The following is a 20,661-nucleotide window of genomic DNA, read 5'->3' on the forward strand; positions in this document are numbered from 1 at the left end:
GATGTTTTCACGTTTTACCTCTCCGAGTAAGCTGCGCCACAAGGGCATTATGGGCATGAACCAACGTAACCACAGTTACATTGGTCGCTACAATGACCGTTCAAAATACCCCTTGGTGGACGATAAGCTGAAAACCAAGATCATTGCCGAGATGCATGGCGCGACGACACCGAAGCTTATCGGCGTTATCAGTAACCAAGCCGAAGTCAAACGTATTCACAATATGGTGCTTGATTGGCCTGGTTTTGTTATCAAGCCAGCACAAGGCAGTGGTGGCAAGGGGATCCTTGTTATCACCTCTCATAAGGATGGCGTCTACACCAAACCTTCTGGTGCCACCATCAATAAAGAAGATGTCGAACGTCACATCAGTAATGCCTTGGCGGGGCTCTTCTCGCTCGGCGGCAAGAACGATGTCGCCGTGGTTGAAAACCTGATCAAATTTGATGATTGCTTTGATGGCTTTAGCTACGAAGGGGTGCCCGATGTACGCATCATCGTATTTAAAGGCTATCCAGTGATGGCTATGATGCGCTGCTCGACCGCTGCGTCTGATGGCAAAGCGAACTTGCACCAAGGCGCCGTGGGCGTCGGGATCGATATTGCAACCGGCCGCGCGGTGCGAGCGGTGCAGTTTGACCAACCGATTACTCATCACCCAGACACCGGCAAAGAGCTGGCGACCCTACAAGTGCCTCATTGGGAGCGCCTTCTGGTGCTGGCTTCTAGTGCTTGGGAGATGACCGGTCTCGGTTACATGGGCACCGACATGGTGCTGGACAAAGAAGAGGGGCCGATGGTGCTCGAGCTCAACGCGCGCCCCGGTCTGGCGATTCAGATCGCGAACGGCAGCGGACTGCTACCAAGGCTGCGTCACATTGAAAACATGGGCACCACTATCCGTTACCCTACACCGGAAGAGCGCGTCGCCTATGCCGCGAAACAGTTTGGAATTTTCGCCAACGAAATTCCTGCTTGATTCCTAAATGTCTAAGTTGCCTTAAACCTCCAATAAAAAATAGCCGCTTAGCGGCTATTTTTGGTTCTTGTCTTTTGTTTCTTGTCGAGCTCGGGTGTCACATTAGCTCGCGGCGCGCACGTCAGGGGTAGACTGCAGGCCATATTGACGCTGAATTTTATCCGCAGCTTGCTCGGCAATCATGATGGTCGGGGCATTGGTATTCGCGCCCACCAAGGTCGGCATCACCGACGCATCCACCACCCGCAGCCCTTCTAAGCCGTGTACCTTGAGGTCGGCGTCCACTACCGCATACTCATCGCTGCTGGGCCCCATTTTACAAGTACCGACTGGGTGATACTGGGTATCGGCGCGATTGCGAATGTCTTGTTCGATTTGCGCATCATCGGTGATATCGACCGGATAAAAGTTCTCCCCCCTCACCTCGTCAAACGCACGGCTGTTTAGCATGCGATGCTGCAACTTCCAGCCACGCTTCATCACTTCCATATCGTCTGGGTCAGCAAAAAATTGCGGATCAATTAATGGGGCTTGAGTCGGGTCAGCGCTCGCCAGCTTAACGGTGCCACGGCTTTTCGGCCTTAGCACAGTGACATGGCAACTGAAACCGTGACTGGTGTGGATTTTTCTTGCGTGGTCATCGACCACCGCGACCACAAACACAAACTCAAGGTCCGGCACATCGAGCTCAGGTTCGGAGTACGCGAACGCAATTCCTTCGGCAAAGTTGCTGCTAAGCTTACCTTTGCGCTCAGACATCCACTCAGGCAGCGCCTTGCTCATCTCAGCCGCCATAGAGAGCGACACACCAAAGGTCTCTTTCTTGGCGCTGGTTTTATAGCTATGGACAAGGTCGATGTGATCTTGCAAGTTTTCTCCCACGCCGGGTAGATGGAGGTGGTGAGTCAGCCCGTGCGGTTCAACATCGCTCTTGGCGCCTATGCCCGACAGCAGCATAATTTGCGGCGAGCCAAAGGCTCCGGCGCTCAAAATCACCTCTTTGCGTGCTCGAATTTGGTACACCTTACCCTTATGCTGGTACTCCACACCCACCGCACTCTTCTCTTCAAGCAGCACTTTTCGGGTCGTGGCTCGGGTAATCACGGTAAGATTTGAGCGATGTAAGTTCGGCGTGAGATACCCTTTTGCCGCGCTGCAGCGTTCACCGTTTTTTTGCGTCACTTGGGTGACCATAGCGCCAAACTGCTCTGCACCATTGATGTCATGATTTCTTGGCACCCCGATGGATTCACACCCATCAAGAAAACGCTCTAGTAGCGGACTCGGTGAACGCAAGTTGCTGACGTTAAGCGGTCCACCTTGTCCATGATACGCGTCGACGTGCTGCTCATTATGCTCTGCCTTTTTAAAGTACGGCAAGCACTCGTTGTAGCTCCAGCCGGGATTGCCTAGGCTTGCCCAAAGGTCGTAATCATAGCGATGGCCGCGTGCGTACATCATGGCGTTGATGGAGCTTGAACCACCGAGCGTTTTTCCACGTGGCTGATAGCCTTTGCGACCATTTAGACCTGGCTGAGACACTGTCTCAAACGCCCAGTTATTGATTTTGGTCGGCATCATCGCCACCGCGCCTACCGGCGTGTGGATCACCGCGCTGCTATCTTTACCGCCAGCCTCAATTAAGCACACGCTGATACTAGGGTCTTCACTCAAACGTGACGCCATCACGCAGCCCGCCGAGCCGCCGCCGACCACAATAAAATCGTATTCCATGATCACGCCTCCTCGGCATCACAAGGATGCAGCTCCCGTTTGAGAATTTTACCCGTCGCTGTCATCGGCAAAGATTGACGAACAAATATGCGGCGCGGATATTTGTACTCTGCCAACTGCTCACGGCACCACTGAACCAGGGTGTCCGCGTCAAGATCACTGTCATGTTTTAACGTCACGTGAGCGTGGATCTCTTCACCCAAACGCTCATCAGGCTCACCCACTACTGCCACCATCTCAATCGCGGGGTGGCACATCATCACTTCTTCAATTTCACGTGGGTAGACGTTGTATCCGCCTCGAATGATCATGTCTTTCACTCGATCGACGATAAAGAGGTTTTGCTGCTCGTCTAAACGGCCAATATCCCCGGTTTTAAACCAGCCATCTTGAATCACTTCTGCGGTGGCTTCTTCGCGGCGGTAGTAACCTTTCATCACACTCGGGCTTTTCACGCAGATTTCACCCAGTTCTCCACACGGTACGCGATTGCCCTCTAAATCGATTACTTTCACCATGTGGCCACACAGTGGCTGACCGACACTGCCAGGCAGGCGCTCACCGTCAATGTGGTTGAACGTTGCCACTGGCGCGGTTTCGGATAAGCCATAACCTTCAAGGATAGGCACTTCAAACAGCGCCTCAAACTGGCGCAACACTTCAACCGGCAATGAAGCACCGCCTGACACGCCAAGGCGTAAACTCTCTTTCAGTTTGTGCGCCACTTCGGTATCCGCTTGCCCAGCGCTAAGCAGTGCAATGTACATGGTAGGCACGCCAGCAAACACGCTGACTTTGTGGCTAATAATGTCTTCAATGACCTGCTTAGGATCAAAGCGAGGCACCAGCACCATACAACCACCAATCATCAAGGTGGCGTTCATCATCACCGTCTGACCAAAACTGTGGAAGAGCGGCAAGGTGGCGATGGTGGTGTCATCACGTTGCAAGCGCATCAAGTTTTGTGATGCCATCGCATTGGTGAGCATGTTGGTGTGTGACAGCTCTGCCCCTTTAGGCTGCCCTGTCGTACCTGAGGTGTAGAGAATCACCGCACTGTCATCGCCTTGACGCACAATCGACTCCAGCGGCTCGACGTCCGATGCCAACCACGCTTCCAACGAATGCTCGCCCACTTTACCTTGTGGCATGGCGATATAGTGCTGACAGCCTTGCGCGGCATGAAAACCGTCTCGGCCGTATTGGCCCATCGGCAGCGCTTCATTGCCATCAAAACAGAGATACGCTTTGGCCTCTGAATCATTAAGGTGATAGGCAATTTCGCGCGCTTTAAAGAGCACATTCATCGGCACCACCACGCACCCAGCTTTTAAAATGCCGTAATAGGCCACCGGAAAGTAGTGAATATTGGGGCACGATAGCGCGACTTTATCCCCCGGCTCGAGACCAAGCTCAGCCAAGTGACGCGCCACCTTACCCGCCATGATGTCGAGCTGTTGGTAGGTGATAACGTTGTTCGCCAGTTTGAGCGCAGGATGAGAAGCAAAGAGCGCGGCATTACGCTCCAGATTGACAGCCAAGTTGTGCATGCGGGATCTCCTTATCTTAGCCGCATCAAGACGATGCGGCCCGTAAGTTTGTTATTGTGTGTAGGGTATTCCCCTTCTCGGGGAGAGGGTCGATTTAAACCGTTGGGTCGGATTTGCCGACAAATAGCTTCACCACGAGCTTCTGCACCCAAGTGCCGTAGGGCGGTGAAAACAACGAAATAGGGAACCACTCGCGCATTTGCAGTACGCTGCGCGCGTGGCTAAGCTCGCGAAATCCTTCTTCGCCGTGGTAGTTACCGATACCTGAATTGCCTATGCCGCCAAACGGGACCGAGTGGTTGAGGACATGCCAGCCCCAATCGTTCACGGTGACGCCGCCACTGTGTGTTTGGCGGAGAATGTCATCGCGCAGCGAGCCACTGTGGGTAAACAAATAGCAAGCAAGCGGTCTAGGTCGATTGTTGATGTACTCCACCACCTGCTCGATGTTTTTGTAACTGTGCACCGGAAGCAGCGGGCCAAAGATCTCTTCCTGGCAGATACGCATATCGCTGCTGAGATTCGTGGCAATATAAAGCGGCGTCTTGCGCCCTTCCCCTTCGGGCAAACATTGAATGATGTTAGCGCCTTTCTGTTTCGCATCCTCGAGCAGCGCATGGAAGCGTTGATGTTGTGGCTCATCCACCAAAGAGGTGTAATCCGCATTGCCACTGATTTGCTGATACATAGCTACATGGGCATCACGCAGCGCGTCGACAAACGCCTCTAGCTTGCTCTCATGGACAAACGCATAATCGGGCGCGATACAAATTTGCCCTGAGTTAAAGCCTTTACCGTGCGCCAAACGCTTCGCCGCTTTGGTGACGTCATAATCTGGCGCCACAATAGCGGGAGACTTACCGCCGAGCTCCAATGTGACCGGCGTTAAGTTGGCCGCGGCATTGGCCATAATGATCTTGCCGCTATTGGGCGATCCAGTGAACACCAAGTGGTTGAACGGCAGATGCGATATCTCCATCGCTTGCGGGTGATCGCCGGGGACAATGCGCACCAGATCGTTTGAGTAAATTTCCGCCAACATTTGGCTCAATACACGGGTGGTATTGGGACAGTTGGGCGGCATTTTAATCATGCAGCGATTACCCGCAGCCAATGCGGTGATCATAGGCCCAATAGAGAGATAAACCGGAAAGTTCCACGGACAAATGATGCCCACCACCCCTTTCGGTTGGTAGCGTACTTGCAATTTGTTGCCTTTAAATAGCCACTCCGTCGGGCGACGCTTGGCTTTCATCCAACCTTTCAAGTGACGAAGAACATGGTTGATGTCCAATATCGGTGCCAACACATCCGCCATCTTAGATTCGGTCTCACTGCGCCCACCAAAATCATCACTCATCGCTTGAGCTAATCTATCTTGATAGCGGCGCAACTGAGTTTTCAACGCCACTAAACGCTGCTTACGCACATCCAGTGACGGCATGGGTTCGTTGCGATAGGCCGTGCTCAACGCATCAAACCATTGCTGCAGATCTTGGTCTGAGGGTGAAATAACATCATGAGGTGTTTGAGGGTGTACTAATGCATTCATAATCGATTCTCGTGGTACTGACACAAGTATTACAACATTTTGTTAACATGCCACCTAGGTGGCAAACAGACAAAAAACGGTGAATTTCGGACAAAACTGCGAGACTGCTGACAACATCACAGCCCCATCTTGGCTATACTCAACGCCAATATCCGTTATCTTACTCTCATACTGGAGCGGTCACACAATGCAACATTTAGCGGTTTATGAGCCTGATAGTAACGCATGCGGTCTGCTGGACGTGCAGTTGTTGGTGCGCTATCTCGGTCAGCGAGTGCCGCTCACAGACCTGCTAGATGGCAGTGGTGTCAGTGTCGAAAAGCTCTATCAACCTGACACGCAAGTCACACTCGCCCAGAAGCTGCATATTTTCAGCAATGCCCTACTCTGTGCAGACGAGCCCGGACTTGGCCTTAAGGTGGGCCAACAAGCCAGGTTCAGCGATTTTGGCGTGTTGGGTTACGCGGTGTTTAGCTCCAGCACCTTGCTTGAAGCGATGACGATGGGATTCAAATACCTCAGATTGGCGGGGCCAGTGCTGCGCAAGCAGCTCCTCATCGATAAGGATTTGGGTTATATCCGCGCGGAAGAGTTAATTGATCTCGACACCTTGATGCCCTTTTGCTGCGAATACTGGTTTTCGGCAATTCAATCTTTGTGTGAAGAGGTGATGCAACATCCCTTCCCCTCACACCAATTGCATTTTCCTTACCCCGCGCCCCACTACGCATCATTGTATCAAGAGGTATTTCGCTGCCCGGTGAAGTTTCAATCCAAACTGCTGGAGTGGCAATTTTCTACGGATGTGGTCAATCAACCCTTGCCCACCGCCAACAAGATGACCTTGCAACAGTGCTTAAAAACGTGTGATGAGATGCTGGCAAAACTGAGTGGCACCAGTACCAGCTTAAAAGATCGGATTACTCAACGCTTAATCGAGCAGCCGGGGCACTACCCATCGATTGAAGTCGTGGCGCAGCAACTGGGGATGTCTTCACGTACGCTGAGACGAAAACTGACTCAAGAGCAGACCAGCTACCAACAGATTTTGGATCACGTCCGCTTCCACCTTTCACGCCATTACCTCTGCTCGACGCAATTGAGCATTGATGAGATTTCAGAGCGCGTCGGCTACTCAGACAGTGCCAACTTTCGTCATGCGTTTCGCAAATGGAGTGGAGATTCGCCGAGTCACTATCGCAAATCGGCCCATGCGGAGCCCCCAATACGCAGCGTTTCGACAGATAAGTCCGTTCAAAAATAAGTCCATCCACACATACAACAACGCCCACCAAAAGGTGGGCGTTGACGTTAAAACTCTTCGATGAGTTGAGCGGCTTCACTCTTAGGCTTTTCGCCTTGACCAAAGCCCCTTAGGCCCACCACATGCACATGTTCGTGGTCTTTAAAGACTTTACGAACCAGCTTGTACGTGGTGCCTTTTTCTGGACTAATGTTCTCAGGCGCCGCGATCAACAGCTGCATATCGAGGCGATCACACAGCTCGAACAGGGTTGAAATCGATTTGGCATCCAATCGCGCAGCCTCATCGAGGAACAGCAAACGACACGGCACAATGTCTTTACTGCGTAAGCGGCGAGACTCCTCTTCCCAACTCTGAACCACCATCAAAAGAATCGATTGACCGGTACCGATCGCTTCACCAGTAGAGAGCGCGCCCGACTCCGCTTGCAGCCAACCGTCTGAGCCACGGTTCACTTCGACGCTTAGCTCAAGGTAGTTACGATAATCGAGCAGCTCTTCACCCAGCACTTGCGGTGAACGTTGGCCCATATCGATGTGCGGGTTCACACGTTGGAACAATTTTGCCATCGCCTCTGAGAAGGTGTAACGCATCGACTCAAACAGGTCTTTGTGCTGCTCTTGACCGGTCGCTAGGCCGTTTAACAGCACCTCATGACTTTCACGAATCTTAACGTTCAGACGCACCCCTTTCACCTGACCAAACGAGATGTTCGAGAGACCTTGGTTCAGCATGCGAATGCGATTTTGCTCGCGCTGAATCGTCTTTTTGATGATGCTTGCAACGGATTCAGAGCTGATCGCCAAACGGTTTTCACGCTGGGTCAACTCTTCGGTCAAACGCGCCAGTTCCACTTCCATCTCTTCGATCGCTTCCACAGGATCATCGGTGCGAATGATGTCTTGGCGAATGCGCTCGCGCAGATGCTGGTAGACCGCAATGTAGAACAAGACTTTTCGCTCTGGGCGAGCGTTGTCTTCCGAAAGGCGCAGCGCATCTCGCAGATCTTCGTTGTCGGCCACCGCAAGGCGTAGCGCGCCCAATGATTTGTCCGACATCGAACGCAATTCATCCGCAGAGAGGTAGGCAAGCTCACGCTTGTGCAGGCGTCGCTCGACATCATTTTCACGCGCCAATCGAAGTACCGAGCACCAACCCGCTTTTGCTGCCACAACGAACGTGCGCAGATCCGTGTACTCTTTTTGTACTTTCTTAAGACGCTTAGCCAGCCCCTTCATCTCAAGCTCTGTCGAGGTGATGGTGCGCTCATACTCGCTCTTACGTGCTCGCGCGCTGTGCAAACGTTCATGTAGCTCATCACGACGGCGCTCAGCACGTTCCATTGCGCCTTCATCGGCGTTGACACCATACTCTTGCAGCTCTTGTTTGAACTCTTGCACCGTTTCCATTTTGGCTTGGTGAGAACTTTTCAAAGAGGCGAGCACTTGGTTGTATTGGTTCAGTTGGTCTTGCGCAAGCTTAAGCTCTTCGCGCGCTCGGCCACGGTTGACTTCCGCTTGTGCCAACTTGGCCTTCAACTGCTCACTGAGTTCGCTGCTCTTACCCAACATATCGATAGAGTCGGAGTAAGCGAAGTAGTGGCGACGTTCAATAAGATCAGAGAGCGCAAAAATTTGTGCTTTAATCTGCTGCAGTGCCTCATCGGCTTGACGATAGTTCGTCTCTAACGTTTCAAACTGCTGTGGGTCAGCCTCAAGCGCGGAGGCGATTGGCGTTAGCTGCTCAATCGCTTTACCATGCTGGTTGATAAAGGCTTTCGCTTCGCTCAAGGCGCTCATCTGCGCGTCAAGCTCGGCAAAACGCTCAGCCAAGGTATCGTCTTCCACCAGCGACATCATGGGCGCTAATTTATCCAGTGCGCTGAGCGCCTGTTTGCTCGCTTGCAGCTGACCGCGTAAGGTCGCCTCTTGCCCATCTAACTCGGCTAAGGTGCGCTGCACTTGAGTGCGTTTCTCACGCGCGACTTGCAGGCTTTGCTCAGGATCGTCATCAAAAGCGACCTGAATGTGCTCAGCAACAAAACGGTTGAATGCTTGGTAAAGGCGCTGCAGTTTTTGCGAATCAAACGCCGCTTTGGCGTGCGCTTCGATGACCTCATCACGCTCACTGCGCAAAAGCTCAAGGCGCTGTTCACGCGCTGCGCGCCCAAACAGTGGGATCTGAGGAAATCGCGAGTAACGCATTTGGCGCTCATTCATGCGCACGCAGACGGCGCCTTCTAATTCTTGCGCATCAAAGCTGCTGTCATCAAAGGCATCAATATCGCCTTCAATGATGTAGAGATCCTCTGGGCAGTCGTCCAGCTCAACCAGCTTTTGCTCAATGCCAGACAAATCCGATACCACAATCGCATGACGAGCAGGACCATACATAGCACTGAAATACGGCGCATCGTCGATAGTGATGTCATCGTAAATTTCAGACAGCAACACACCACCCAGTGTATCCGCCAATCCTTTAAGGCGCGGATCGTTCGAGCCACCCGGTGAGGCGAGGCGCTCAATATCGCTATCGAGTGTCGCGCGGCGCTCTGCCAGTTTCTCTTTCGCCAGAGATTGCTGCTTCTCTTGCTCCAACACTTGCTGCATGTGCGCCATCACCGACTGGCTATCGCCAAGCTCAGCACCACTTTGCTCACGCAGGTTTTCTAGCGCATCAGACGCGGCAATCCAAGCCGGAGCGAGTGCTTCCAACTGGGTGATCTGCGCAGCGTAATCTTGCTCACTGCGGCGCTGCTCACTGCGCTGCTCACGCAATGCTTCTTGATTGTGCTCAAGAGAGTCAATCAGCGCGCTGTGGCGTTCGCGCTCTTGTTCAAACGTCAGTTCATCAACCAGTGCGACGTTGTGCTGCTTTTGATAGCTCGCCACTTGCTCTGCGGCGCTACGCTGCTGAGTTAAGCTGCGTTCCACATCACGATGTTGGGCGCGCAGTTGAGCTTCGTTTTGCAGCGTTTGCTGCGCATCGCGCGCTTGATTGATCAACGCTTTAGCGCGTTCTGACGCCTCTTGGCGAGCGACCTTGCCCACGACAGACTCAACCAGCGCAAAGGCTTTATCAAACTGCTCGGCCGCCGCACTCGACATATCAAGTTTGTGCTTCATCGCGAGTAAGGCGTCGGTGCGCTCGCCCTGCTCAGCTTTCAAGCTGCTCACCAAGCTTTGCGCCGACTCGGCGGTCAGATTATCGTCACCCAGTAACGTTTTGGCTTTTTCCAGCGCTTGCACCGCTTGCTGATATTGCAACGCGCGCGTCTGCTGAACATCCAACGCTTGTTGGTAATCGGCCAACTGACTCTTTAAGCTATCGACTTCTTCTTCAAAAACCAGCGCTTGGTCTTGCGCGATGTGAACTCGTTCATTCGCTTCTTCCACCACCATCATCTGCTCTTCAAGACGCTCACTGAGCTCTTCCAGATCATCTTGGTAGCGGGCAATTTTCTCTTGTTGACGCAGCGCAGTTTGCACCAATTGTAAGTGGTCGGATGCGGCTTGGTAATCTTGCTCTAGCCCAGATTCAGACTCCACTAGCAACTCGAGCTCTTCTTGCACGCGTGTCAGCAACGCGTTTTGTTCGATCAACATTTCACGTGAGCTGAACAACTCGCTGCGCAGCGCCAAGGTCTGATCGAGTTTATTACGTCTGTCGTTGGCGTGACGCATATAATCCGCTGCAACATAGTTCGTTGACTCGGTGATCAGGTGTTTGAATAGATCTCGGTCCGCTTGAGTGGTTTTGATCGCTTCAAGCGTCATGCGGTTTTCACGCAGCGCCGATTCCATATCTTGGAAGGCTTTCTTCACTCCGCCGTTTTGTGGCAGTAGGTAGTCACGTAGCGAACGGGTGATGGCGCTGGAAATACCGCCATACAGTGAGGCTTCGATTAAGCGGTAAAATTTGGAACGATCGCCCGAGTTACGTAGCTTTTTCGGGATCACACCAAATTCAAACATCTGCGCGTGATAATCAACAATCGACGGGAAGGCTTTAAATTGCACCCCTTCAAATTGGCCCACAGCCTCTTTGACTTCGTTGACTTGACGTACGCGCGCTTGGGTCGCCGAGACGGTTTCAATCAGTACATCGGTAGGTTTGACATGGCTTGGCAAGCCTTGAATGACGAAGGGTTTGATATCGACCTTTTTGTCACGCCCCGCCACCTGTTGCAGCTTAACGGCAAACAGTAGGCGTTGCTTACGCGAGTTGACCACATCGAGCGCCGCGTAACAGGCACCCGGCTGAAGTTTACCGTAGAGACCTTTGTCGCGAGAAGATTGGCTACTGCCAGCTTCGGTGGTGTTTCTAAAGTGAAGCAAGGTTTGGTCAGGGATCAACGCGGTGATAAACGCCGCCATGGTGGTCGATTTACCCGCTCCGTTCCCTCCCGATAAGGTGGTCACCAGATCATCAATGTCAAAAGTGCGGGCAAAAAAGCCATTCCAGTTGACCATTGTCAGTGATTGATATTTACCGCGTTCAATCATGCTTCACCTGCTTGTGTCAGTTCTTCTTCGCCTTCTGGCGCATCTAGGTTATCGCTGTGCAAAAGATCGCCTTGGCTCGGCTCTTTGGTGTGAACCACTGCTTCACCGTCACGGATGAGGCGTAGCTGCGCTTCACGCATATCGTCACCAACACGAACATCCGCACCAAAACGGAACACCGCTTCACTGATGCTGAATTTTCCGGTTTCACCGATGTTGATCACCATGCCCAAACGGCGCAGTCGGCGCAACGAGGTGCGCACTTTCTCGAACAGTTTCTCTTTGTCGAGATCAGAGCCGCTGGCTCGGTTGGTCACGAGCTTCATCAATTTGGACTCATCGGCCAGTGACAGAAGCTCATCGTACAACTCTTGGTTGGTAAAAATACCTTCGTGAGCAAGACGCTCTGGGCTCAAATACAAAAAGCACAACACTTTGCCCACCAGCATATCGAGCTCAGACAGGACACTGCGGTTAATCAGCGACGTCGAACGCGGACGCAAATAAAAGAAGCCTTCAGGCGCTTTCACCAGTTCGGTGTTGTAACGCTGATAAAAACTCGATAGCTCCACTTCAAAATCCGACAGTAAGGCGTGGTTGTCGAGGTCTTCGCTGGAGATGTGACGCCCGGCACGCAGCATGCTGTCTAGCGCCGGAAACAGCGGATTAGAGATCGCTTTAACCAGATTCTCTGGCATGTATTCATTAGTATCTGTCGATGACATTGGCTTGTACCTTTGCACCATAATTGTTGATCGCTTGCCAATCGGGCTGAATCGCTTGGTAATCGGACTCGGAGTAACCCAGTCGCACCGCTTGATCGACAACAATTCGGGCTAAATCAAAATGATGGGTATAGGGGTGCTCGGCGAGGTAGTCGCGCAGCACTTGGCCTAAATCAATAGGCTGACCCTGCGCTTTGTGCACTTGGAGCATCTCCCCAATGCGCTCAGACAGCGCATCATTCACTTGCTGAAATTCTTCGTAGACCACATCGAGTGGCACTTGACCGGTCACTTCGTCATCACGCAACACCAAGGCTTCATCACGCAAATCGCTTAACCGCTCTGCATCGGCGTAAGTAAGGTACCAAGGGTTTTCAAAGTAGTCTTTGACCGACTGACGTAGGCGCGAGCTAAACGCGCGGTTTTTGTCCATGTCGATGGCGGTTCGGATGAACTTGTGCACATGGCGATCGTAACCAATCCAGAGATCAATCGCTTGCTGACCCCAACTGGTGATGCGGTCGAGCTTCATCTGCAACACAAACAGGGTTTCGGCAATAAACTCGAGCTCATCATCGCCATGCACCAACTCTTGGATGTCGAGAATTTGACTTTGCAGCTCATCACCCGCCGCTTGCAAGGTGTCTTGCAGCTCTTTCAGTGTGCTGGAGGTTTCTGACAGCAAGGATTCACAATTATTGATCGCATCGCGCCAGTCTTTGTTAAGTAGCTCAGCTATCTGTGTTTTAACCGACTGCTGCTGCTCATCCATCACACGCTGGTTTAAATCAATCTGATCGAAAATTTCACCGACTGAGTATTTCAGCACGCCGTAAACGTTTTTCTTCCAATGACCCGCCGTTCCGCCTTTTTGTGCCGCTTCAATGGCTTTCGCCATTTCGTCCGCCAGCATAGAGAGTTGGATAGAGAGTTTCAGTTTGGAAAATTCACGATGACGAACATAGTAGTCAGTGATGCCGATGGCCAACGGCGAGAGACGATAGATACTCGCACCGTCGGTAATTTCGCTGGTAAAGCGGCTGATAAGGCGCTGTTTGACCATGTCATTGATGGCGTTGTTGGCACGAAACGCCGACGCTTCGCCCGAATCGGCAAACAATCGAGTGACAATGGCGAACGCATCATGCAACTCCCCTTCACCTAACTCTTCATCAAACCTTTCATTACTCAACACGGCAATGGCGATCAAAAAGGCCAAGCGTTCGTTGGTCAGGTTCAATGAAAAATCATGCTGCTTGACCCAACCCACCAACTCATCAATCGGTTGCTCAGCGGCATTCAGAGTCATTTCACTCATGGTTTATCCTGTTTTAATTCTTTCTTGCCCACACGTGGATATAGCGTCCGAGCGACACATAGGGTTCTTGGCGGCACAGTTGCCTCTCTAGGGCCAAGACATCCTCACTGGTGTAGTCGCCCATATACTGGCGATCGCCAATGTAGTCACTGAAACAGCGAATGCCGGATTTCCCTTCAATGTGAAACCCCGACTCCTCTATCCAACGGTAGACATCTTCAGGCTTCAGCCCTTTTTGGGGCTGAAGCTTAAATCTCTTCCGGTGCGGCATGCCCTCTAACACATGCGGAAGGTTGCCACACACGACATTTTTGTACACGAGGCCATGATGGTTGTAGAACATGACCGACGCGATACCGCCCGGTTTGACCTGCTCTAACAGCGTTTGCAGCGCAGACTTTGGCTCAGCCAACCACTCCATGACGGCATGAAACATCACCAAATCCGCCGGTTGCTGCTGGTGTTGAGCGATGGATTGAACGGGCGAATGAATCAAGCGATACTGCTCAAGCAAGCCATTTTTTGCAATATCCTGCTCAGCTAATTGCAGCATTTCAGAAGATAGATCACATAACGTAATGCGATGGCCTAGCTTCGCCAGCTTTTGCGACATTTGTGCCAACCCACCCCCGGCATCGAGCACGTTGAGTGGTGAATCACTGGCGGGTAACGAGGCGAGGATGGTTTGAAGGTCTTCCCAAACAATGACTTGTCGAATCTCGCCTTTGTCAGAGCCGTATATATTTTTTGCAAATTTGTGGGCAATATCGTCGAAATTGCGGTCTTCAGTCACAGCAGCTTGAGTTATGATGTTGAATCGTGCTGCTATTCTGTCACAAGAAAGGCAGGAATAAAGAGGCTTTCTCTTAAATTATAATCAACTGGTGTTTTTTCGGACTATTTAAGTATGTTTGAGCTGAAAAAAGTCGTCTCGGCTTTACTTATGCCTTTGCCAGCCCTGCTGATCATTGGCCTTGTGGGACTCATGCTCGTCATGTTCACACGAAAACAAAAAACAGGATGTTTCGTTGTTCTCTTCTCGTTTGTTGGCATTTTTCTCGTTGCCTTCCAGCCCGTTTCATCACGTCTTCTCATGCCTATCGAGCGCCAATACTCGGCCTTTTTTCCTGTCGATGAATCGATTGATTATGTGATGGTGCTTGGCAGCGGCCATGTTGTGGACGACGACATTCCGCCCACCTCAGAACTGAGTCGCGCCGGCCTAATGCGTTTGACCGAAGGGATTCGTGTGATGCGAATTTATCCGGGCTCTAAACTGATTCTCTCAGGCTACGCCGCCGGTTCTGAAGTGAGCAATGCGCGCATGATGGCTAAAGTAGCGCTGGCGCTTGGCGTTTCTAAATCTGACATCATTCTGCTCGAAACCGCCAAAGATACTTGGGAAGAAGCGCGCCAAGCGGCGGCGTTCGTTAAGAACAAGAAGTTGGTGGTGGTCACATCGGCCAGTCACATGAACCGTGCCCTGAATGAATTCCATTCCGCAGGATTGAAACCTTACGCCGCGCCGACCAACTACCTAGCGCAGAGAAACATCGATCAAGCGTGGGAGAAGTACGCGCCGAAGGGCAAATATCTCGAACAAACTGAGCGCTACTGGCATGAAACGCTGGGCACCATTTGGCAACACCTGCGCGACTGGGCGTCCGATTATGAAGAGCAAGCCTTGGAGGTGGAGGCTGCGCAGAGCGACGTTTAACCGGCCGCCAGCGTAGACGGAGAACGTCTTCCACTTAACACAAAAATCCAGGCTGCATGCCTGGATTTTTCGTTTCTTTGGCATCAATCTGCGTTCGTTCATTGCCGAAAACCGTTAATCTCCGGCGAACATGTAGCCTTCGCCGTGCACGGTGACGAATATCTGCGGATTTTTTGGATCCACTTCCATCTTCGCTCTCATGCGCCGAATCAGGACATCGATGGTGCGGTCATTGGGTGCGTCCACACGATGACTGATCATATTAAGAATGCGTTCCCGACTGAGCACTTGGTTAGGGTGAGAGGAGAGCGCCACCAAAAGCTCATACTCTGCTTTAGTCAGTTTGACTGGCTCCTCCCCTCGGCTCAAAGCGCGGCGCTGAATATCGAACGTCCATTCAGCAAAGCGCACCACGCCCTCTTGCTGATCGCTGCCCGCGTTTTGCGCTCGCGCAGCCAGTGCGATGCGCCACAAGAGGTTCTTGACTCTGACGAGCAGTTCCCTAAGCTCAAATGGCTTGGTGACATAATCGTCCGCGCCCATTTCTAAACCAACAATCTTATCAATGCTGTCGGTACGCCCGGTCACCAAGATAATACCGATGTCCGATTGACTGCGTAGTTCACGCGTCAGCATCAAGCCATCTTCGCTGGGCAGATTAATATCCAGCATCACCAAATCGACCCGACTGCTGCTGAGTACATCGCGCATCTGCGCGCCATTCTCAGCTTGGCTCACCTGATACCCTTCGGTTTGAAAGTAGCCCGCCAATTTACGGCGAGTCACTTCATCATCTTCAACAACCAAAATGTGGTAGCTCATCGGCTCTACTCACTTATTCACACACTGATTCAATGGCTTTATTCTATTCATAATTAGTCACAACTCCATCTTTGTCCTCTTTGTGAAGCGAAAAGTTGGCGATTCATTGATGCAAAGCAAGCTTTGCCGCCCTGTTCACAAATTGCCATATTTGACCATTTCTTCTCATAATCAGGTTGACCGCTGTTCATTTTTATCCGTTAGACTTAACGGCATCTGATTCAGTTGAGAGCCCATCATGCCAGAGACACCTAACGCCCAGATTTCCGACCCTTTATCTCCCGCCGCGAAAGAGCAGCGCGCCTTTGATGAGCAACGCGCTGAGCTCTACTGGTGGTTTTCGAGCGTGTTTGCCAAAGAGCTCTCAGAGCAAGAGCTGGCCCAATATCATTCGGTGGACACACGTACCTTTCTGACGGGACTTGCACAAACCCCTGAGCTTAACGTCGCCGCAGACAGGCTCATCGATGCATTGAACCGATTGCAAGACAGGCCAGATGCTCAGTTGGAACTATCAGCCGACTATTGCGACCTGTTTTTAAAATCCGACCGAGACAGCGCGCTGCCTTACGCCTCTGTCTACTTAGATGAATCCGGACTGCTCAATGGTGAGCCTGCCAAACAGATGGACGCTTTACTTCAACAACACGGGGTCGCTGTGCATTCAGGGCTCAATGAGCCTTCTGATCATCTCGCCATAGAGCTGGATTTTTTGGGTAACCTGATTGTGCGCGGCGCTCATGCAGCAGAGCAGATGGCAGGCGACACGCATCTCGCCTACCAAGAGCAAGCCGATTTTATTGAGCAGCATCTACTCCCTTGGATTGAGAGGTTTGCCGAGCGCTGCCAGCGCCTCGACACATTCGGCTTCTATGCGGCGCTGTCGTCGCTATTGTGCGCGTTCATTCAATTGGATAAAGCCTACCTGCAAGGCGATAGCGATTAAGCCCATACAAAAGGTGTGGCGAGATCCCAAAGGCGGGTTTTTTATTTGCCCAAATCGACGTTGCGGACTACAATCCGGTCCGCAAACGATAAAACTAATAAATACAAACCGCTTTTTGAGGGCGGTTTTTGTGTTTCTGATACTTTCTGTCTACATACTCTAAACTTTGTATAGACTTTACTTTTATAGACTTAACTTTTCATAGAATAGTAGGCAGTCATCGACAGGACAAAACCATATGGCCACGATTAAAGACGTCGCTCGCTTAGCGGGTGTCTCGACCACCACTGTATCCCATGTGATCAACAAAACACGCTTTGTCGCTGAAGCCACGCAAGAAAAAGTGATGGAAGCGGTTCAAGAGTTGAACTATGCCCCAAGTGCCGTTGCACGCAGCCTGAAATGTAACTCGACACGCACAATAGGCATGCTGGTTACTCAATCGACCAACCTTTTCTTCTCGGAAGTGATCGACGGGGTTGAGAGCTACTGCTACCGTCAAGGCTACACCTTGATCTTGTGTAACACTGGCGGCATCTACGAGAAACAACGTGACTACATTCGCATGCTGGCGGAAAAGCGCGTCGATGGCATCTTAGTGATGTGTTCAGATTTGACCGAAGAGTTGAGCGAAATGCTTGACCGTCATAAAGACATCCCTAAGGTGGTGATGGATTGGGGCCCGGAAAGCTCACAAGCCGATAAAATCATCGACAACTCGGAAGAAGGCGGCTACCTCGCAACAAAATACCTGATTGATCACGGCCACAAGCGCATTGCTTGCTTGAGTGGGCATTTTGAAAAAGCGGCCTGCCAAGAGCGCATCCAAGGCTTTAAGCGCGCAATGAACGAGTCGGGTTTGAGCGTCAACGAAGATTGGATCTTAGAAGGTAACTTTGAGTGCGATACCGCCGTGCTTGCCGCGGACAAAATCGTCGCCATGGACGAAAAGCCAACCGCAGTATTCTGTTTCAACGATACGATGGCGCTCGGTTTGATGAGCCGTTTACAGCAAAAAGGCATTCGTATTCCAGAAGACATGTCGGTCATTGGTTATGACAACATTGAGCTAGCCGAGTACTTTTCACCACCGCTAACGACGGTTCACCAGCCGAAGCGCCGTGTGGGTAAAAACGCATTTGAGATTTTGCTCGAACGTATTAAAGACAAAGAGCATGAAAAACGTATTTTTGAAATGCACCCAGAAATCGTCGAGCGCGATACCGTGGCGACGGTGAAATAGACCAACGAACAAGTTCAGCACATCACATCGACTAGCCTAGCGAGAATACTTCTCATCCGCTGGGCTTTATTCTCTCGTTAACACCCGTCTATTTTATGAACCAAGATCACATTTAACCCATCAAAACGTGATGTTTAGCCCATAAATTATTTATGCTTATTATGTTCGACGAATGCCACGAACAGGGCAAACCATTTCGAAAGGATGGGACGCAAAGCTTCCGGCCTGTTGTAGCCACTCAACGATTTCAACGTTGATGACTGCTTGGTAGCGGGGTTGCCGATGGCAAATGTGCACTTCGTAATTCTTTATCAAAAGCAAAGAATACAATGAGTTAAACGTTGCGCGCGCATTATGCGCTCACACCGTGAGTAGGATTATTCTTTTATGAGCCAGAATGACACCCTACTGACACAAAACCTGCATATTTTTGCTAATCTCTCGGACCTGAATTTGGTGGCGTATTGTAATACACCGAGAATAACAGCATGGATAAACCAATTTTAAAAGACTCAATGCGATTGTTTGAACCATTGGGCAAGATCAAGTCTCGCTCAATGTTTGGTGGATTCGGAATCTTCGCTGATGACACCATGTTTGCCCTCGTGGTAAATGACAAACTTCACATACGCGCCGACGACTCGTTGGCCCAACAGTTTAATGCTCAGGGACTCGAGCCATACGTGTATAAAAAGCGTGGTTTCCCTGTGGTCACCAAATACTACGCCCTCGGTCATGACTGGGATCAGGATGTCACTCAGACTATTGCGATGGCAAACACTGCCCTAGAGGCGGCCAACAAAGACAAGCAGCGTCAAACCAACGCCAAACCAACGCGCCTGAAAGATCTGCCGAACTTGCGTCTAGCGACCGAGCGAATGCTCAAGAAAGCGGGTATCGACAGTGTCTCCCGTTTGGAGCAGACGGGCGCAGTGGAAGCGTATAAAGCGATTCGTTCCACGCACTCTACCGATGTCAGTATCGACCTGCTGTGGGCACTTGAGGGGGCAATTAAAGGCACGCACTGGTCTGTGGTCCCTCAAGCAAGACGCGACGAGCTCCTGAATCAGCTGCAAAGCTAGTCAGCGATAGCGTTCAGTAATTCCAATCCCCGTCTCAAGCCAGCCCAACACCGCTGGCTTGAGACGTTTTTAGCCGATGCTTTTCTAGCGTTTCCATTCCTTCGTCATAGAATTCAACGTATTCTTCCCTTTAGGGCGAAATTTTTTACTGGCTTTTTGGTTCATATCTAACAATGATCAATGATGATGTTTTCAAAGGGATCCATATGAACAAGAAACTGCTTTTAGGTATTGGTTTGCTCGCTCTGATTGTGTTTTTAGGCGCAAACTTTGGTCAATACCTGACACTTGATAACGCCAAAGCGCAGCAGCAAGCGCTGGCTGAAATCATTGACGCCCACTTTGCCCTCGCCGCGCTCAGTTACTTCTTCGCCTATGTCGCTATCACCGCCTTCTCGATCCCTGGAGCGGCCGTCGTCACCTTGCTTGGCGCTGCTCTGTTTGGCTTTTGGACCAGTTTATTGCTCGTCTCTTTTGCCAGTACTATAGGTGCCACCTTGGCGTTTTTAAGTAGCCGCTTTCTACTCAAAGAGTGGGTACAAAGCAAGTTTGGCGATAAGCTCGCGACAATTAATCAAGGGGTCGAGAAAGATGGTGCGTTTTATCTCTTCTCACTGCGCCTTATCCCGGTATTCCCATTCTTTTTGATCAACCTCTTGATGGGTCTTACGCCCATAACCATCGCGCGCTTCTATCTGGTCAGTCAACTGGGTATGTTGCCGGGCACGGCCGTCTACCTCAACGCCGGGACCCAGCTAGCGCAAATCGACAGTTTGTCAGGCATCGTCTCCCCAACAGTACTCGCCTCTTTTGCGTTGCTCGGGGTATTCCCTATCATTGCTAAATGGGTGATGGCCAAACTCAAAGCATCACCGCAATCCAATGGACAAGCGTCTTGAAAATCTTTATTGCTACAACCCCACCACAAGCACACATTGTGTGTGAAATGTTACGCAGCGAAGGAATAGCCTGTGAGGTGAGAGGTGAAGGTTTGTTCGGCTTGCAAGGAGAGATTCCGTTTGGCGAAGAGGCCAGCCCGTACGTTTGGTTAACTCGCCCAGAACAGAAGCAGGCGGCACTCGCGCTGATTGATGACTTCCAACAGGACACCCCCGACAACATGGTTTGGGTTTGCCCGACTTGCCAAGAAGAAAATGACGGCCATTTTCAGTTATGTTGGCAGTGCGAACACACCAAGCCAGTGTGAGTGTGCTTGGAGTCAGC

The 20,661-nt window shown here is 51.3% G+C and carries 16 protein-coding genes and 1 riboswitch; of the genes, 8 read left to right on the plus strand and 8 right to left on the minus strand.

All coding sequences use genetic code 11. The features are described from left to right. Position 1 precedes the first annotated feature (1 nt). A complete protein-coding gene (locus AC6R0L_RS10415) occupies positions 2 to 979 on the plus strand; it encodes an alpha-L-glutamate ligase-like protein (RefSeq protein ID WP_500629075.1) in 978 nt (325 codons plus the stop codon). 102 nt (positions 980 to 1,081) lie between these two features. On the opposite strand, the gene AC6R0L_RS10420 is transcribed toward AC6R0L_RS10415, so the two are convergent. The 3 genes from AC6R0L_RS10420 to AC6R0L_RS10430 form a co-directional block, all read right to left on the minus strand. Next, on the minus strand, positions 1,082 to 2,716 hold the full coding sequence (locus tag AC6R0L_RS10420) for a GMC family oxidoreductase (RefSeq protein ID WP_500629112.1): 1,635 nt from the start codon (positions 2,714 to 2,716) through the stop codon (positions 1,082 to 1,084). Beyond that, on the minus strand, positions 2,716 to 4,263 hold the full coding sequence (locus tag AC6R0L_RS10425; protein ID WP_500629076.1) for a long-chain-fatty-acid--CoA ligase: 1,548 nt from the start codon (positions 4,261 to 4,263) through the stop codon (positions 2,716 to 2,718). The genes AC6R0L_RS10420 and AC6R0L_RS10425 overlap by 1 nt, the downstream gene beginning before the upstream one ends. A gap of 94 nt (positions 4,264 to 4,357) precedes the next feature. Continuing rightward, positions 4,358 to 5,815, minus strand: coding sequence for a coniferyl aldehyde dehydrogenase (locus tag AC6R0L_RS10430; protein ID WP_500629077.1), 1,458 nt, complete (start codon positions 5,813 to 5,815; stop codon positions 4,358 to 4,360). Positions 5,816 to 6,002: 187 nt separating this feature from the next. Between AC6R0L_RS10430 and AC6R0L_RS10435 the strand changes: the two genes are divergently transcribed. Further along, on the plus strand, positions 6,003 to 7,079 hold the full coding sequence (locus AC6R0L_RS10435; RefSeq protein ID WP_500629078.1) for an AraC family transcriptional regulator: 1,077 nt from the start codon (positions 6,003 to 6,005) through the stop codon (positions 7,077 to 7,079). A 47-nt stretch (positions 7,080 to 7,126) separates the two neighbouring features. Here the strand turns inward: AC6R0L_RS10435 and mukB are convergent, their stop codons facing one another. Genes mukB through cmoM form a run of 4 tightly spaced genes read right to left on the minus strand, consistent with a single transcriptional unit; the run spans position 7,127 to position 14,438 of the window. Continuing rightward, the gene (gene mukB / locus AC6R0L_RS10440) at positions 7,127 to 11,584 is read right to left on the minus strand and encodes a chromosome partition protein MukB (protein WP_500629079.1); all 4,458 of its coding nucleotides are present in this window, start codon (positions 11,582 to 11,584) and stop codon (positions 7,127 to 7,129) included. Continuing rightward, a complete protein-coding gene (gene mukE, locus AC6R0L_RS10445) occupies positions 11,581 to 12,309 on the minus strand; it encodes a chromosome partition protein MukE (RefSeq protein ID WP_334551013.1) in 729 nt (242 codons plus the stop codon). The genes mukB and mukE overlap by 4 nt, the downstream gene beginning before the upstream one ends. After that, the gene (gene mukF / locus AC6R0L_RS10450; RefSeq protein ID WP_500629080.1) at positions 12,290 to 13,627 is read right to left on the minus strand and encodes a chromosome partition protein MukF; all 1,338 of its coding nucleotides are present in this window, start codon (positions 13,625 to 13,627) and stop codon (positions 12,290 to 12,292) included. The genes mukE and mukF overlap by 20 nt, the downstream gene beginning before the upstream one ends. Before the next feature lie 13 nt (positions 13,628 to 13,640). Further along, positions 13,641 to 14,438 (minus strand): tRNA uridine 5-oxyacetic acid(34) methyltransferase CmoM, encoded by a 798-nt coding sequence (gene cmoM, locus AC6R0L_RS10455; RefSeq protein ID WP_500629113.1) that lies wholly within the window; start codon positions 14,436 to 14,438, stop codon positions 13,641 to 13,643. Positions 14,439 to 14,534: 96 nt separating this feature from the next. Here cmoM and elyC point away from each other — a divergent pair, with 96 nt between their 5' ends. Further along, positions 14,535 to 15,344 (plus strand): envelope biogenesis factor ElyC, encoded by an 810-nt coding sequence (gene elyC, locus AC6R0L_RS10460; RefSeq protein ID WP_334551018.1) that lies wholly within the window; start codon positions 14,535 to 14,537, stop codon positions 15,342 to 15,344. A 114-nt stretch (positions 15,345 to 15,458) separates the two neighbouring features. Here elyC and torR read toward each other — a convergent pair whose 3' ends face one another. Continuing rightward, the gene (gene torR / locus AC6R0L_RS10465) at positions 15,459 to 16,166 is read right to left on the minus strand and encodes a two-component system response regulator TorR (RefSeq protein ID WP_500629081.1); all 708 of its coding nucleotides are present in this window, start codon (positions 16,164 to 16,166) and stop codon (positions 15,459 to 15,461) included. A 238-nt stretch (positions 16,167 to 16,404) separates the two neighbouring features. On the opposite strand from torR, the gene torD reads away from it, so the two are divergent. From torD to AC6R0L_RS10490, 5 genes are all read left to right on the plus strand, one after another. Further along, on the plus strand, positions 16,405 to 17,112 hold the full coding sequence (gene torD / locus AC6R0L_RS10470) for a molecular chaperone TorD (RefSeq protein ID WP_500629082.1): 708 nt from the start codon (positions 16,405 to 16,407) through the stop codon (positions 17,110 to 17,112). A 238-nt stretch (positions 17,113 to 17,350) separates the two neighbouring features. Then, on the plus strand, positions 17,351 to 18,355 hold the full coding sequence (gene purR / locus AC6R0L_RS10475) for an HTH-type transcriptional repressor PurR (RefSeq protein ID WP_500629083.1): 1,005 nt from the start codon (positions 17,351 to 17,353) through the stop codon (positions 18,353 to 18,355). Between the two features lie 175 nt (positions 18,356 to 18,530). After that, positions 18,531 to 18,639: riboswitch (cyclic di-GMP riboswitch) on the plus strand. 204 nt (positions 18,640 to 18,843) lie between these two features. Then, complete coding sequence (locus tag AC6R0L_RS10480; protein ID WP_500629084.1) at positions 18,844 to 19,437, plus strand: TfoX/Sxy family DNA transformation protein; 594 nt, start codon at positions 18,844 to 18,846, stop codon at positions 19,435 to 19,437. A 206-nt stretch (positions 19,438 to 19,643) separates the two neighbouring features. Next, a complete protein-coding gene (locus AC6R0L_RS10485; RefSeq protein WP_500625821.1) occupies positions 19,644 to 20,336 on the plus strand; it encodes a TVP38/TMEM64 family protein in 693 nt (230 codons plus the stop codon). After that, complete coding sequence (locus tag AC6R0L_RS10490; protein ID WP_500629085.1) at positions 20,333 to 20,644, plus strand: putative signal transducing protein; 312 nt, start codon at positions 20,333 to 20,335, stop codon at positions 20,642 to 20,644. The genes AC6R0L_RS10485 and AC6R0L_RS10490 overlap by 4 nt, the downstream gene beginning before the upstream one ends. Positions 20,645 to 20,661 lie beyond the last annotated feature (17 nt).

The organism is Vibrio sp. R15-SG3-ISO1A, assembly GCF_059833955.1.